The organism is Paraburkholderia sabiae, assembly GCF_030412785.1.
In the GTDB taxonomy this organism is placed as follows: domain Bacteria; phylum Pseudomonadota; class Gammaproteobacteria; order Burkholderiales; family Burkholderiaceae; genus Paraburkholderia; species Paraburkholderia sabiae.
In genome coordinates this window covers 5,279,911-5,293,070 of sequence record NZ_CP125295.1, presented here as the reverse complement: position 1 = coordinate 5,293,070, position 13,160 = coordinate 5,279,911, and the positions used below count along the sequence as shown (strand labels likewise).

Below are 13,160 nucleotides of genomic sequence, written 5' to 3'. Positions count from 1 at the left end.
AGATTGTCCCGCCACGTTGACGAAGCTTTTCAAAAAGGATTTGGCGCTGTGCTAGGTATACCCGCTCTGTCCAGTCGCGTGGAGGAAGGGTGGGTACAGAAATCAGGCTGGCGGATCGTTCGCTGACGTTGCGCCTTCGTCGCAATGCCTTCGTGCGGGACGCCGACAAACAGCGCGCCGCCGATGCCGCGAAAGCGTTTCTCGCCGATGCGTTCAGTTGGACCCGTGACGATGCGTTGATGCAGGAATTCTGCAGCCTTCTCGGGTTAGACGGCGAGAGGCCGGCGCATGCCGTGTTCAAGATCAGGCGTGCGATCGAGACGGGCGACATCGTGGCGATACCCGATCCTCCGCGTTATACAGGGACGGGGAGTGCCGGAAGCAGCAACCCCAAGCCTCCCGTTGCGACGTTCACACCATCCCAGCTCTTTAAGGGCGCGTCGCGAATCGCGAGCGCGGGCTCGTTCGTCAGCCCGTCTCTGTCGATGCTTCCAGCGAACGATTGGCTCTCGATATGGAATGCCAATCCCGGCGACGTGCTGCCCGATGGCCGCATTGCAACCCCGCTTGCAGGGTTCGCCGACACGGCCAGAACGGATCTCGGTAGCGCGCAGCCGTTCGGGTATGCGCCAGACGACGTGACGGGCGACGTTCAGGCGTTGGCGGGTGGAGAGGGTACGCCTCGAGGCAACCAGGCGCAGAACAGGCAATTCAAGGCTGTCGTCAGGGCCCTGGGGCTCGACCAGGACCAGGCGCAAGAGCTTCACCGGGAAATAAGCGGCCAGGGACTTGGATACCACGAGGTTCTGGAACGCGCGATCGATCTGTTCGGAGGCCGGAATGACTGATACGAGAGAAGAAATTAGCTGCCGCCTTTCCAGCATTGTTGGATTGGAGGTTAGCGTGGTTAGTCATGCGACGGACATGCTAACGCTGCACTTCGGCCCCATCAGACATTACGTCACTCGCCGCGGAACGCCTCTTGATGGCGGCGCGTGGGCGCTGCATATTCAATGCGACTGGCAGCTCGAAAACGCTGGCGTCGTGTTCGCCTCACGCGCCGATTTCAGCTCCGACGATGCCATAAGGCGAACTACCAATCGAATGCGCCAATTGCTCATCGAGTCGGGACGCGTTATCGTTAATGGGATTTCTGCCGGTACATCAGGTGGCGCGACGATTTTCTTATCGACTGGCGCTCGCATCGTCTTGACATCGGACGGCGTTGCGGACGAAGAAGACTGGCGGTTCTTCGCACCTGAAAGTGAGGCAAAGCATTTCGTGATCGAAGGCGGCAAGGTCGATCCGTGGTCACTATCGTGAGTCGCAGAACGCAAGCAACGGTACGTTCGTTGGACGCAAACGCGGACAGACGCGAAGATGGAGGCACACCGACAATCCGTTTGCGCTGAACCGGCTGGGAGGTTGCTGGGAAGGTTTTTGGCGATTGAACCCGATTGATTCAGGCGGTTCAAAAAAGGCGGGGTGGCGGAGAGAGGGGGATTCGAACCCCCGATAGGCTATTAACCTATACACGCTTTCCAGGCGTGCGACTTAAACCGCTCATCCATCTCTCCGGCGGGAGGCGCATTATAGCAGGACTCTGGCGCCCATGCCAGTTTGCTTTCTGAAGCCTCAGGAATTGCCGCGCTTCCCGAACCGCTCAGTACGCACGAGACAGTCGACCAACGCGCCCGCAAGCATCGAGAAGGGCGTCACGCCCCACAGCACGACGGGCCAGAATTCCATGCCGCCGAGCGCGCTCATGTCGAGGCACCACCACGCGACGAGTTCGACGCCGATCACCCAGACGAACATCATCGCGAGTAATCCCTTTACACATGGCATCGGCATGCGATTAAAGATTTTCCTCGCGATCAATTTCGTACCGCGACCATCCCTGCGTTCCTGCATGAAAAACCGTGCTCCTGATTACCGCTGGACTGCGATGATTCGATGCTGAAGTCACGACGACCTCAGCCAGCGCGCGATTCTATGGAGAGCACGAATCCACGATGTCAAAAAGGATCAACGGCAGACGAGACCTCGCGAGCGCTCATCGATTGCAACTTCCCAAAGACACTAAAAGAGCAATCAACCAAACGACTAAACGAATGCCCATTGCATAAAGAAAGCGGTTTAAACGACGTTTAAATCCGCTCGATTGGTTAATTCACCGATCTTTTGTAGAATCCGCGAATTCAACCGGCGAGCACATCATGAAGCGCTATCTGATCCTGAACGGCGACACGACGACGGCGAACGGCACGGTGCAAGCCGTGTCCACCACGATTCAACTCGCAGGGCGCGACGTCGCGCATGAAGGCGACAACGTGATGTGTCCCGCGTGCAAGACGACGGGCAAGATCCAGTGCGACGGTCCGCGCGAGGTGATGACGGCGCCCGACGGCCGGCACGCTGCGTTGAGCGACGATCTGTGCATCTGCGGATGCGAGCCGCATCCGAAGCTGGTCGCTTCGCAACAGACGTTTTCAGTGGGCGAATGAGCATGCGGCGCCCAACGCCGCATTGACTACCCGATCAGCTTCGCCACGATCGGCTCGATCACCTCGCGTTGCCGCTCGGCCTTGAGCTTATAAAGCGTATCGGTCGGATGAACGCCGTCGATCAGCAGCGAACGCCAGTCGCGCCGCGCACCGATCGGCGCATACTGCCGCACGAGTGCGAGCCCATAGCGTTTCGCCAGTTCATCGACGACGGCCACGTATTGCGGCACGACCGTCCTGTTCAGCGCGTAATCGACGGGATTGGGTTCTTCGAGCACGACGATGCGTCCCGCGCTGCGCGACTCCTCGATGAAGCGCATCAGTTGCGCGCGAAACGCCGCGGGCGGTTCCTTCACGTGATTGTCGGCGTCGTTGAGCGCGAAGTTGACGATCACGATATGCGCGGGCGACGTCGTCACCCAGCGCGAGTACGGTTGTCCATAACCATGCATGCCTCGCTCTCGATCGACGAGCGTCGCGCCCGGCACGCTGTTGTTCTGCACGATCACATGCGCGCCGAAGCGCGCCTGCAACGCAGCCTGAAGCAACGCGGGCGGATTGTTCGGCGATTGCCAGGACTTCGTGAAGCCGCTCGACGTCTGATAGCCCCACATCGTGGAGTCGCCTTGCGCATCGATGATAATCAGCCTGTGCGGGATTGCCATCGCATTTCCCGACATGTGGGGCGCGGCGTGCGCTGCGCTCGCCGTCGCAAGGCTGCCGATCAGTGCCACGAACAGCGGCCGGCAGGCGGCGCGGCGCGCAATGTGCTGGAAGTGGAAAGTCATGGATGCCCCGTGTCCATTCAGTTGACGGAACACGCCGCGCACGACACGCGCGGCGCCATCGCTCACGACAGATACCACGCCATAAATGACGCCGACGAGCACGTCATAAAGTGCAACACGAACTTGATGCACAATCAGTGCTGCGTTCGGCACACACCGATCTCCACGAGGAGCAGAGATGAGAGTTTCAGATCTGGAAGGCGCGTTACTCGATTACTGGGTTGCACGAGCGGACAATCTGCCGAAGCCGCACGTCGACGACGGCTTCTGCTGGATCGAAGAGGCCGCTTGCGACGGCGATCCCGCCCGCGCGCTCGACGCGGCCTTCGCGCCGTCGTCGGACTGGGCGCAATGCGGCCCGATCATCGAACGGGCGAGAATCCATCTGCTGCCGGCCGCGGCAGGCGATCATGCATCATGGACGGGCTCCGTTCCCGCCGGCGCGGGCACCATCGAACAGGCCGGCGCCACGGCGCTGATCGCCGCGATGCGCGCGTTCGTCGCGAGCCGTTTCGGCGATACGGTCGCCGACGAAGCCGACGTCGAAGCGCACTGAACGCCGCCGTCCGGCATCACATTAAAAGCATTCGAATACCACTTCGACCGTCTGGTTGCCTGCGCTGCGCACACCGTTCGTATGAATCTCGACGGTGTGCATCTGCTTTTGCTGGTCGCGGCAATACGCGTTCGCGTGCTTGACCCCCGCGTTGCGGATGCTGTTCCACGACGCGAAGGTGGTGCGTCCGCGGCTCGTGACCGAGAGGTAGCCGTTCTGCTTCCTGTCTACGCCCGACACCGCCGTGCAGGCGGCGAGCACGCCGATTCCGGCAAGCAGAATGCACTTCTTCATATTCCTCCCACAGTTGGGGCATTGTCGCGGGCGAGGGCCGCAACGGCAACTGGAAAAAACGCTAGCGGGGTTTGGCGTGGCGCGGCTGCTGGCCGGCGCACGCCGAGGCATTACATTACCCTTTCCGATGCGCGGACGGCTTGTCAGGGACTTCCGGGAGCGCCGATGGCGTGGTCGGCGGAGTAGCATGACAGGCAGCACATACAAAAAGACAAGGAGACACGGATGCTTCCCGCCGCCGATACCTACGACAGCCTCGTCGCCGCGTTTGAATGGCGCATTCCGCCGCACTACAACATCGGCGTCGATGCCTGCGACAAGTGGGCCGACGGCAGCGGCCGTCTTGCGCTGATCTGCGAGACGCGTGAAGGCGAGGCGACGCGTTATACCTTCGACGACCTCAAGTCGATGTCGGACCGCTTCGCCAATGCGCTGCGCAAGAGCGGCGTGAAGAAGGGCGATCGCGTCGGCATCTTTCTCGCGCAATCGGTGGAGACGGCGCTCGCGCATCTCGCCGTCTACAAGTGCGGCGCGATCGCCGTGCCGCTCTTCGCGCTGTTCGGTCCCGATGCGCTCGAATATCGTCTGTCCGACAGCGGCGCTGTCGCGCTCGTCACGGACCTGGGCGGCGCGCAAAAAATCGCTTCGGTGCGCGCGAGTCTTCCCGAGTTGCGCACGATCTTCTGCGTCGATATCGATGCTCCGGACAGCGCGTTGCAGGTCGAATCGTTCTGGTCCGCGTTGAACGATGCGCCCGCTGCCTTCGACGCAGAACCCACCTCCGCCGACGATCCCGCCGTCATCATCTACACGTCCGGCACGACGGGCAAGCCGAAGGGCGCATTGCACGCGCATCGCGTGTTGCTCGGCCATCTGCCCGGTGTGGAAATGCCGCAGGCGTTCTTTCCCAACGCCGCGCATCTGATGTGGACACCCGCCGACTGGGCGTGGATCGGCGGCCTCTTCGATGTGCTGCTGCCCGCGTGGCATCACGGCGTGACCGTGCTGGCGAGGCGTTTCGAAAAGTTCGACGGCGAGGCCGCGTTCGATCTGATGCAGCGTCACGCCGTCACGCATGCGTTCCTGCCGCCGACTGCGCTCAAGATGATGCGCGTCGTCGAGCATCCGGAGCGCTGGAAGCTGTCGCTGCGCGCAGTGGCAAGCGGCGGCGAATCGCTCGGGGCGGAACTGATCGAATGGGGACGGCGCGCGCTCGGCGTGACGATCAACGAGTTCTACGGGCAGACGGAGTGCAACGTGGTCGTGTCGTCGTGCGCGACGCTGTTCGAGCCGTGCTTCGGTTCGATCGGCAAGGTCGTGCCGGGCCATCGCGTGGCGATCGTCGATGACACAGGACACACCGTGCCGCGCGGCGAGCCAGGCAACATCGCGATCCACGCGCCCGACCCGGTGATGTTCCTCGGCTACTGGCGCAATGAAGCCGCGACGCGCGACAAGTTTCGCGGCGACTGGCTGCTGACGGGCGACATGGGTTTGATGGACGCGGACGGTTTCATTCGCTTCGTCGGTCGCGACGACGACGTGATTACGAGCGCGGGTTACCGGATCGGCCCGGCGCCCATCGAGGATTGCCTGCTGCGGCATCCTGCCGTTCGCATGGCGGCCGTGGTCGGTGCGCCCGACGCGCAGCGCACGGAGATCGTCACTGCGTTCGTCGTGCTGAATCCCGGCCATGAGGCGAACGACGCGCTCGTGCAGACGCTGCAGCAGCACGTGAAGACGCATCTCGCCGCGCACGAGTATCCGCGCGCGATTCATTTCGTCGACGCCTTGCCGATGACGGCGACGGGCAAGGTCATCCGCCGTGAGCTGCGCGATCGCGTGACGCCTGCGTCGAACTGATTCAGGCCCATTCGCGCGGCGCATCGTCCTCTGAGGCGAGCGTGAGTCCCGCGACGGGCAGCGGCAACGCCGTCTTGTAGCGCACCTGCTTGAGCGCGAAGCTCGAACGGATATTCGACACGCCCGGAATTTTCGTGAGCCACTGCACGATGAAGCGTTCGAGGCCCTGCATGTCGGGCACGACGACGCGCAGCAGATAGTCGGCGTCGCCCGTCATCAGATAGCACTCCATCACCTCGGGGCGTTCGCCGACTTCCTGCTCGAAGCGCCGCAGCGCATCTTCGACCTGCTTTTCGAGGCTTACCTGAATGAACACGTTGATACGCAGCCCGAGCGCTTCGGCATCGAGCAGCGTGACCTGCTGACGGAACAGGCCAAGCTTTTCGAGCGCACGCACGCGGTTGAAGCAGGGTGTCGGCGACAGGTTGACGGCGCGCGCCAGCTCCGCGTTCGTGATGCGCGCGTTCTGCTGAAGCTGCTGAAGAATCGCGATGTCGATGCGGTCGAGGCGCCGCGCCGCCGCGGCGGATCTGGCTTCGGAAGTCATAGGGTAAACATTCCATGTAGGGCCGGTTTATCGGAATAAATACACTATCCGAAAGCGCGAAGGCAAGCAAAAGAGACGCACATTTTGCGGATGGATGGGTAAGCTGGTTGGACGTTTTCGAGTCGCTTTTCACGTACGTTTTCAGCCGGAGTTGCGCCATGACGGACTTATCGAGCGGTGCCCGCCCAGTGCTTGCCTTGACGCAAGCACGCATCGACAGCGATCCACAAGAGACGGCCGAATGGCTCGCCGCGCTGGATGGCGTCGTCCAGCATGTCGGGCTGGAGCGCGCGCAATACCTGTTCGACCGGCTGGCGGCGCATGCGCTCGGCAATGGCGTGGCGACGGCGCGCGCGAATGTCACGCCGTACGCGAACACGATTTCCGTCGATCAGCAGCCGCCGTATCCCGGCGATCTCGACACCGAAGAAAAGCTCGCCGCCGCGTTGCGCTGGAATGCGCTCGCGATGGTCGTGCGCGCGAACCGCGCGTATGGCGAACTGGGCGGTCATATCGCGAGCTACGCATCGGCGGCCGATCTGTTCGAAGTCGGCTTCAATCATTTCTTCCGCGCCGCGAGTCAAACGGCTGAAGGGCACGGCGGCGATCTCGTCTATTTCCAGCCGCATTCGTCGCCGGGCGTCTATGCGCGCGCGTTCCTCGAAGGCTTTCTCGACGAGACGCATCTCGAACACTATCGACGCGAGATCGCAGGTCCCGGCCTGTGTTCGTATCCGCATCCGTGGCTGATGCCGGACTTCTGGCAGTTCCCGACGGGCTCGATGGGCATCGGGCCGATCAACGCGATCTACCAGGCGCGCTTCATGCGCTATCTGCAGAACCGCGGTCTGCTGAAGACGGAAGGCCGCAAGGTGTGGGGCTTCTTCGGCGACGGCGAGATGGACGAGCCGGAATCGATCGGTGCATTGTCGCTGGCGGCGCGCGAAGGGCTCGACAATCTCGTGTTCGTTATCAACTGCAATCTGCAGCGGCTCGATGGTCCTGTGCGCAGCAACGGCCGCATCATCGACGAACTCGAAGCGCAGTTCACGGGCGCCGGCTGGAATGTGATCAAGGTGCTGTGGGGCTCGGACTGGGATGCGCTGTTCGCACGCGACCGCACGGGCGCGTTGCTGCGCGCGTTTGCGCATACCGTCGACGGCCAGTTCCAGACCTTCTCGGCCAACGACGGCGCGTACAACCGCGAGCGCTTCTTCGGACAAAACCCGGAGCTGGCCGCGCTCGCCGCGCATCTGAGCAACGACGACATCGACCGCTTGCGGCGCGGCGGCCACGACGTGCGCAAGCTGCACGCGGCGTACGACCGCGCGCTGAAGCACGACGGCCAGCCGACCGTGATTCTCGCGAAGACGATGAAGGGCTTCGGCATGGGCTCGATCGGTCAGGGGCGCATGACGACGCATCAGCAGAAGAAGCTCGACGTCGAGCAACTGAAGGCGTTTCGTGACCGCTTCCGCTTGCCGTTGTCGGATGAAGACGTCGAGCAGCTCAAGTTCTACAAGCCTGCCCAAAACAGCCCGGAAATGCAGTACCTGCATGCGCGCCGGGCTGCCCTCGGAGGCTATCTGCCCAGAAGGCGGAAAGCGGCATCGCAGACACCGACCGTGCCCGCGCTGCCATCCTGGGGGCAATTCGCGCTGGACGCGAACGGCAAGGAAATGTCGACGACGATGGCCGTCGTGCGCATGCTCGGTAGCCTGTTGAAGGACGCGTCGCTCGGGCCGCGCGTCGTGCCTGTCGTCGCCGATGAAGCCCGCACCTTCGGCATGGCGAACCTGTTCCGCCAGGTCGGCATCTATTCGCCGCTCGGCCAGCTGTACGAGCCGGAAGACATGGGCTCGATGCTGTACTACCGCGAGGACACGGGCGGGCAGATTCTCGAAGAGGGTATTTCGGAAGCGGGCGCGGTGTCGTCGTGGATCGCGGCGGCCACGTCGTACAGCGTGCACGATCTGCCCATGCTGCCGTTCTACATCTACTACTCGATGTTCGGCTTCCAGCGTATCGGCGATCTGATCTGGGCGGCCGCCGACCAGCGCGCGCGAGGCTTCCTGATCGGCGCGACGGCAGGCAAGACGACGCTCGGCGGCGAAGGCCTGCAACATCAGGACGGCACGAGTCATCTGGTGGCATCGACGGTGCCGAACTGCCGCGCGTACGATCCCGCGTTCGCGTACGAAGTCGCGATGATCGTCGATGAAGGCATGCAGGAGATGATCGAACGTCAGCGTGACGTGTTCTACTACATGACCGTCACCAACGAGAACTACGCGCAGCCTTCGTTGCCTGCTGCCGTGTCTGTCGACAAGATTCGCGAGGGCGTGCTCAAGGGCATGTATCCGCTCGATGACGCATCGCTCGCAACGGCGCACGTGCAGTTGCTCGGCTCGGGCGCGATTCTCGGCGAAGTGCAGGCGGCGGCGCGCATGCTCAAGGAAGACTGGAACATCGAAGCGTCGGTGTGGAGCGTGACGAGCTTCACCGAACTGCATCGCGACGGCGTTGCAGCGGAACGTGCAGAGCGCCTCTCCGACGATGAAAGCACCACGCCCTATGTGACGTCTGTTTTCTCAGCGACGAATGGCCCGGTGATTGCCGCAACCGACTACGTGCGCGCCGTGCCCGAACTGATCCGCGCGTATGTGCCGCGCCGCTACGTGACGCTCGGCACCGATGGCTTCGGGCGCAGCGATACCCGTGCCGCGCTGCGGGCGTTTTTCGAAGTGGATCGCGGGTCGATTGCGATTGCCGCGTTGAAGGCGCTTGCCGATGACGGCGCCATTGCGCGTGACATCGTCAGGCAAGCACTCGATCGATACGCCAAGCGCGCCACGGACAACAGCACGCCCTGGGAGAAGTGACGTACTTTAAGTCTGCGAAGCGGTCTGCGGCACGAGGAGATTGGCGTCACGCGCGAGCAGCCAGCGGCCGTCGGTTTCCTTGCGCAGAATCGTCATCGTGTTGCCGGCGAGGCGCATCGGCGGCGCGGAGCCGTCCTTCGGCGTGATCGAGATTTCGAGGTGCGAGCGCAGGAAGGCCCAGTCGCCCAAAACCTGAAGTTCGAGAATCTCGCTTTTGCCGTCGATTGAAATGTTTTTCTGGCCCTCGGACGCCGCCATGAATGCGGCTTTGCCGAACGGTTTCTGGCCGGGCACCATGAAAATCACATCGTCGGTCATCAGGGACAGCACGGTTGCCGTGTCGCCGGCCTTGCTGGCGGCAAGCCAGGTGTCGATCAACTGGCGGATGGCGCGTTCGTCGTCGGTCATGATGGAGTCCTCGCGGTTCAGGTTCGTCTGTTCATGCGTCGATTCATACGTCGATTCGATTCTAGACGCCCGACGTCGCGCATCATTCGCGCCCGGCCGCAGCCCTCACCGCGACGTGACAATCACACCGACACTCGCGCTCACGACGAACAGCGTTCCCGCCAGTTGCAGCGCCGTCATCGGCTGATGCAGCACGATAAAGCCCGCAAGCGCGCCGATGGCCGGTTCAAGGCTCATCAGAATGCCGAACGATGCAGCGGGCATATGACGCAGCGCGATCATTTCCAGCGCGTACGGCAAAAGCGGCACGAGCACGGCGAGGCCAGCCGTCGCGGCGAACTGCATCGGCGCGATATGCACGCCATGCTCGGTCAGGCCGAACGGCGTCGCGACGAGCGCCGCCGCGATCAGCGATACAGAGAGCCCTTCGAGTCCATTGAACAGCGCGCCCGTCTTTTTCATCAGAACGATATAGCTGCCCCAGCCGCATGCCGCGCCCGCTGCAAGCAGCATGCCGACGGGGTCGCCGATCCAGCCCGCGCGATCGCGCGCGAGCAGGAGTACGCCCGCGACCGCCAGCAACGGCCACAGCAGCGCACGCAGACGCCGCACGCCGAGCGTAGCGACCGTCAGCGGCCCCAGAAAGTCGATCGCGACGGCGAGGCCGAGCGGAATGCGCTCGATCGCCGAGAAGAAGCACAGCGTCATGCCCGCCATCGCGACGCCGAGCACGCCCGCGGCCAGCCAGTGCGCGCGCGAGTAGCTGCGCAGCTTCGGACGCACGACGATGGCGAGAATCACGGCTGCCCACGCGAGCCGCAGCCACGTCGTGCTAAACGCGCCGAACGCGTCCATCGTCGGCGCGGACAGCGCGGCGCCGAACTGCACGCACGACATCGACATCAGGCCGAGCAGCGCGGCCACGCCGACGTGGCGCTTCGGCGCGGCGGGCGGCGTGGCGTCGAAGGTGAGGGGATCGGCGAGCGTGGAGTCTTTCATGTATGTGAGTAGTGGGGCACAACGGCGACGCACAGCGGGCGAGGAACGATCATGATATCGGTGAAACGGGCGTTAAGATAAGCTGATATTCCTTATGCCGATATCACGATTCTTAATGATGCGCGACTTCGACAGCAGTCTTCTCCGGGCCTTCGTGACGGTCGCCGAAACGGGCGCCGTCAGCGCGGCGGCCGTGCGTCTCGCGCGCACGCAGGCGGCCGTGAGCATGCAGTTGCGCCGACTCGAAGAGGACATCGGCCAGCGTCTGCTGGAGCGTTCGCCGCGCGGCGTGCGGCTGACGGACGCCGGGCATCGGCTGCTGCCGTATGCGCACGCGATCCTCGGTGCCGGCGAAGACGCGCGTCGCGCGCTCGAAGTCGGCGACGTGGCGGGCACGGTGCGGCTCGGCATGCTCGAAGATGTGGCCGTCGGCCGTTTGCCGCGCGCGTTGCGGCGCTTCTCGGCCGCGCATCCGCAGCTCGCGCTGGAGATCGTCGTCGATGCGAGCGCGGCGCTGTCGCAACGTCTTCACGATGGCGCGCTCGACGTGCTCGTCGGCGATCCCGCGATGGTCGACGCGACGCCGCTCGTCGCGTGGACACAGCCGCTGTTCTGGGTCGGCGCGCGTGGTTACCTGCCCGATCCCGACGCACCGTTGCCGCTCGTCGCGTTCGGCGGCGCGTGTCTGTGGCAGCAGCAGGTGATGACGATTTTGCGGCGCGCGGGCATCGCGTGGCGGGTCGTCTGCACGAGTACGAGCCTGCCTGCCGTGCAGTCCGCCGTCGAGGCGGGGCTGGGCGTATCGGTGCTGCTCGACGGCAATATCCGCAGCGACACGATGCGTGTGCTCGGCGCCGCCGACGGCCTGCCCGAGCCGCCCGCCGCCGATCTCGGCCTGTTCGTGCGGCATGCGGCAAGCACCCGGAAAGCCGCCGTCGATGCGCTTCAGCGCTTTCTCTGCGAGGAACTCGACCTGGGCCTGAGCGACCGGCCATCGAGGGCGGCGCGCCGCTGAACGGGTGCGAATTCCTGGGGCGCACGCGTGATAACCTCGCTCGACGGGATCGCGCTGAAGTTTCCCACCATTCCACAATCGCCGTGATTGATGCACACTGCGTGCGTCAACGTTTGATGCGCAATGATGTTGCGCACTCAACAATCAACCTTCATTCATTCACGGAGCTTCTTTGCCCACGACTCCCACGTCGCGTCGGCGGCCCAAACAGGCGCGTGCCGAATTCGCGCTCGACAGCATCATGGAAGCCGCTGCCCGCACGCTCGAAGCGCATGGAAAGGCGGGGCTGACGACACAGCGCGTCGCCGATACGGCGGGATTCAGTATCGGCGCGATCTATCAGTACTTTCCGAACAAGGAAGGGCTGATCGAAGCGCTCGCGCGACGCGAACTGGACCGCCTGACGGCGATGATGAAAGAGGCGCTCGTGCAGCCAGCGCCGTTCGGCACGGGGCTCAACGCGCGCCGCATGATCCGCGTGGTCGCGGCGTTTATCGGCGACCGTCCGCGCCTCTATGGGATCCTGCGCGCCGAGTGGGCGGCGGCTGCGCCCGACTCGCCGCTCGGACAAGGGATGCTGCGCTACTTCGGCCTGATTTCGGGCACGTTGAACCGCGAGAACCCGGATCTGGGCAAGCGCATCGGCAACGACGAAGCGCGCTTCGTGCTGTTTCGCGCGATCTCCGGCGTGCTGCTCGCGACGGCGCTGGAGCGTCCGCATTACTTCGGCACCGACGCCTTCGAAGACGAAATGGTGCGCCTGATCCTCGGCTTCCTGAACTACAGCCTCGCCGTGGATACCCCGCGGCTCGCGCGAGAGGACGACAGTTTTACAAGCGCGTGAAAGCCGGAATCATTTCGCCATCGTTTCTCCGATATGCAACGGCGGGCTTGCGGGCCGTTTTTCCCTGATGTCATATTGAACGTCCGACGGCCGCAAGCGCAGTGCGCATGCCGGCCGCTTTCAGCGCATATCAATTCGACGCCGCCGCGACGACATGTCTGTCGACCGCGCGAACGGTGCGATCGGGGAAACGCATGAACCATCATCAGCTTGAGTCGGATATAGAACATCTCGAGCATGTCATGGCGCGCATTTCAGGAACGGATCATCTGCCGCTGTCGTACTGGCGCAAGCGCGTCGACGACGTGACGGCCGCCGCGCGCATTCCCGCGCAGCAGACCCGCGCAAGAAAGCTCGATGAAGTGCTTAGCGCGCTCGAATCGCGCGCAGACGTCTGATCGCAGTGATGTAGATGCTGCGGCGGCAACTATTGCAAGCGGACGCGCGACAAATTGCA

General features: G+C 63.4%; 15 protein-coding genes and 1 tRNA gene. 9 read left to right on the top strand and 7 right to left on the bottom strand.

Features of this window, described 5'->3' with window-relative positions; genetic code table 11:
• Window positions 1–89 precede the first annotated feature (89 nt).
• Window positions 90–848: a hypothetical protein gene (locus QEN71_RS23750; RefSeq protein ID WP_201660104.1), complete on the top strand. Its 759-nt coding sequence runs from the start codon at window positions 90–92 to the stop codon at window positions 846–848.
• On the top strand, window positions 841–1,323 hold the full coding sequence (locus tag QEN71_RS23745; protein ID WP_201660107.1) for a hypothetical protein: 483 nt from the start codon (window positions 841–843) through the stop codon (window positions 1,321–1,323). Before QEN71_RS23750 ends, QEN71_RS23745 begins: the two co-directional genes overlap by 8 nt.
• A gap of 163 nt (window positions 1,324–1,486) precedes the next feature.
• Here QEN71_RS23745 and QEN71_RS23740 read toward each other — a convergent pair.
• Window positions 1,487–1,577 (bottom strand) — tRNA-Ser (locus QEN71_RS23740).
• Between the two features lie 58 nt (window positions 1,578–1,635).
• Entirely contained in the window at window positions 1,636–1,821 is a 186-nt protein-coding gene (locus tag QEN71_RS23735) for a hypothetical protein (protein WP_201660110.1), read from the bottom strand.
• Window positions 1,822–2,219: 398 nt separating this feature from the next.
• Between QEN71_RS23735 and QEN71_RS23730 the strand changes: the two genes are divergently transcribed.
• Window positions 2,220–2,507 carry a PAAR domain-containing protein gene (locus tag QEN71_RS23730; RefSeq protein WP_201660113.1) on the top strand — a complete coding sequence of 96 codons (288 nt, stop codon included), beginning with the start codon at window positions 2,220–2,222 and terminating at the stop codon, window positions 2,505–2,507.
• 26 nt (window positions 2,508–2,533) lie between these two features.
• On the opposite strand, the gene QEN71_RS23725 is transcribed toward QEN71_RS23730, so the two are convergent.
• Entirely contained in the window at window positions 2,534–3,448 is a 915-nt protein-coding gene (locus QEN71_RS23725) for an SGNH/GDSL hydrolase family protein (protein WP_233472120.1), read from the bottom strand.
• Window positions 3,449–3,473: 25 nt separating this feature from the next.
• Between QEN71_RS23725 and QEN71_RS23720 the strand changes: the two genes are divergently transcribed.
• Window positions 3,474–3,851, top strand: a complete 378-nt coding sequence (locus QEN71_RS23720) for a DUF2591 domain-containing protein (RefSeq protein ID WP_201660116.1) — start codon at window positions 3,474–3,476, stop codon at window positions 3,849–3,851.
• Window positions 3,852–3,872: 21 nt separating this feature from the next.
• Here the strand turns inward: QEN71_RS23720 and QEN71_RS23715 are convergent, their stop codons facing one another.
• Window positions 3,873–4,145: a hypothetical protein gene (locus QEN71_RS23715; RefSeq protein ID WP_201660119.1), complete on the bottom strand. Its 273-nt coding sequence runs from the start codon at window positions 4,143–4,145 to the stop codon at window positions 3,873–3,875.
• 225 nt (window positions 4,146–4,370) lie between these two features.
• Here QEN71_RS23715 and QEN71_RS23710 point away from each other — a divergent pair, with 225 nt between their 5' ends.
• On the top strand, window positions 4,371–6,008 hold the full coding sequence (locus QEN71_RS23710) for an acyl-CoA synthetase (protein WP_201660122.1): 1,638 nt from the start codon (window positions 4,371–4,373) through the stop codon (window positions 6,006–6,008).
• Between the two features lies 1 nt (window position 6,009).
• Here the strand turns inward: QEN71_RS23710 and QEN71_RS23705 are convergent, their stop codons facing one another.
• Window positions 6,010–6,555 carry an Lrp/AsnC family transcriptional regulator gene (locus QEN71_RS23705; protein ID WP_201660125.1) on the bottom strand — a complete coding sequence of 182 codons (546 nt, stop codon included), beginning with the start codon at window positions 6,553–6,555 and terminating at the stop codon, window positions 6,010–6,012.
• A gap of 158 nt (window positions 6,556–6,713) precedes the next feature.
• Here QEN71_RS23705 and mdeB point away from each other — a divergent pair, with 158 nt between their 5' ends.
• Window positions 6,714–9,437: an alpha-ketoglutarate dehydrogenase gene (mdeB, locus tag QEN71_RS23700; RefSeq protein WP_201660128.1), complete on the top strand. Its 2,724-nt coding sequence runs from the start codon at window positions 6,714–6,716 to the stop codon at window positions 9,435–9,437.
• A 6-nt stretch (window positions 9,438–9,443) separates the two neighbouring features.
• Here the strand turns inward: mdeB and QEN71_RS23695 are convergent, their stop codons facing one another.
• Window positions 9,444–9,845 (bottom strand): YybH family protein, encoded by a 402-nt coding sequence (locus QEN71_RS23695; RefSeq protein ID WP_201660130.1) that lies wholly within the window; start codon window positions 9,843–9,845, stop codon window positions 9,444–9,446.
• 105 nt (window positions 9,846–9,950) lie between these two features.
• A complete protein-coding gene (locus QEN71_RS23690; RefSeq protein WP_201660134.1) occupies window positions 9,951–10,844 on the bottom strand; it encodes an EamA family transporter in 894 nt (297 codons plus the stop codon).
• Between the two features lie 115 nt (window positions 10,845–10,959).
• Here QEN71_RS23690 and QEN71_RS23685 point away from each other — a divergent pair, with 115 nt between their 5' ends.
• From QEN71_RS23685 to QEN71_RS23675, 3 genes are all read left to right on the top strand, one after another.
• Window positions 10,960–11,859, top strand: coding sequence for a LysR substrate-binding domain-containing protein (locus QEN71_RS23685; RefSeq protein ID WP_233472121.1), 900 nt, complete (start codon window positions 10,960–10,962; stop codon window positions 11,857–11,859).
• A 172-nt stretch (window positions 11,860–12,031) separates the two neighbouring features.
• Window positions 12,032–12,703: a TetR/AcrR family transcriptional regulator gene (locus QEN71_RS23680; protein WP_201660141.1), complete on the top strand. Its 672-nt coding sequence runs from the start codon at window positions 12,032–12,034 to the stop codon at window positions 12,701–12,703.
• 242 nt (window positions 12,704–12,945) lie between these two features.
• Window positions 12,946–13,101 carry a hypothetical protein gene (locus tag QEN71_RS23675; RefSeq protein ID WP_407675447.1) on the top strand — a complete coding sequence of 52 codons (156 nt, stop codon included), beginning with the start codon at window positions 12,946–12,948 and terminating at the stop codon, window positions 13,099–13,101.
• The last annotated feature ends 59 nt before the right edge of the window (window positions 13,102–13,160 follow it).

Excerpts from the sequence above, each read along its gene's own strand:
- QEN71_RS23745 (WP_201660107.1), top strand. The coding sequence starts at position 841 with ATGACTGATACGAGAGAAGAAATTAGCTGCCGCCTTTCCAGCATTGTT.
- QEN71_RS23735 (WP_201660110.1), bottom strand. The coding sequence starts at position 1,821 with ATGATGTTCGTCTGGGTGATCGGCGTCGAACTCGTCGCGTGGTGGTGC.
- QEN71_RS23730 (WP_201660113.1), top strand. The coding sequence starts at position 2,220 with ATGAAGCGCTATCTGATCCTGAACGGCGACACGACGACGGCGAACGGC.
- QEN71_RS23720 (WP_201660116.1), top strand. The coding sequence starts at position 3,474 with ATGAGAGTTTCAGATCTGGAAGGCGCGTTACTCGATTACTGGGTTGCA.
- QEN71_RS23715 (WP_201660119.1), bottom strand. The coding sequence starts at position 4,145 with ATGAAGAAGTGCATTCTGCTTGCCGGAATCGGCGTGCTCGCCGCCTGC.
- QEN71_RS23710 (WP_201660122.1), top strand. The coding sequence starts at position 4,371 with ATGCTTCCCGCCGCCGATACCTACGACAGCCTCGTCGCCGCGTTTGAA.
- QEN71_RS23705 (WP_201660125.1), bottom strand. The coding sequence starts at position 6,555 with ATGACTTCCGAAGCCAGATCCGCCGCGGCGGCGCGGCGCCTCGACCGC.
- mdeB (WP_201660128.1), top strand. The coding sequence starts at position 6,714 with ATGACGGACTTATCGAGCGGTGCCCGCCCAGTGCTTGCCTTGACGCAA.
- QEN71_RS23695 (WP_201660130.1), bottom strand. The coding sequence starts at position 9,845 with ATGACCGACGACGAACGCGCCATCCGCCAGTTGATCGACACCTGGCTT.
- QEN71_RS23690 (WP_201660134.1), bottom strand. The coding sequence starts at position 10,844 with ATGAAAGACTCCACGCTCGCCGATCCCCTCACCTTCGACGCCACGCCG.
- QEN71_RS23685 (WP_233472121.1), top strand. The coding sequence starts at position 10,960 with ATGATGCGCGACTTCGACAGCAGTCTTCTCCGGGCCTTCGTGACGGTC.
- QEN71_RS23675 (WP_407675447.1), top strand. The coding sequence starts at position 12,946 with ATGGCGCGCATTTCAGGAACGGATCATCTGCCGCTGTCGTACTGGCGC.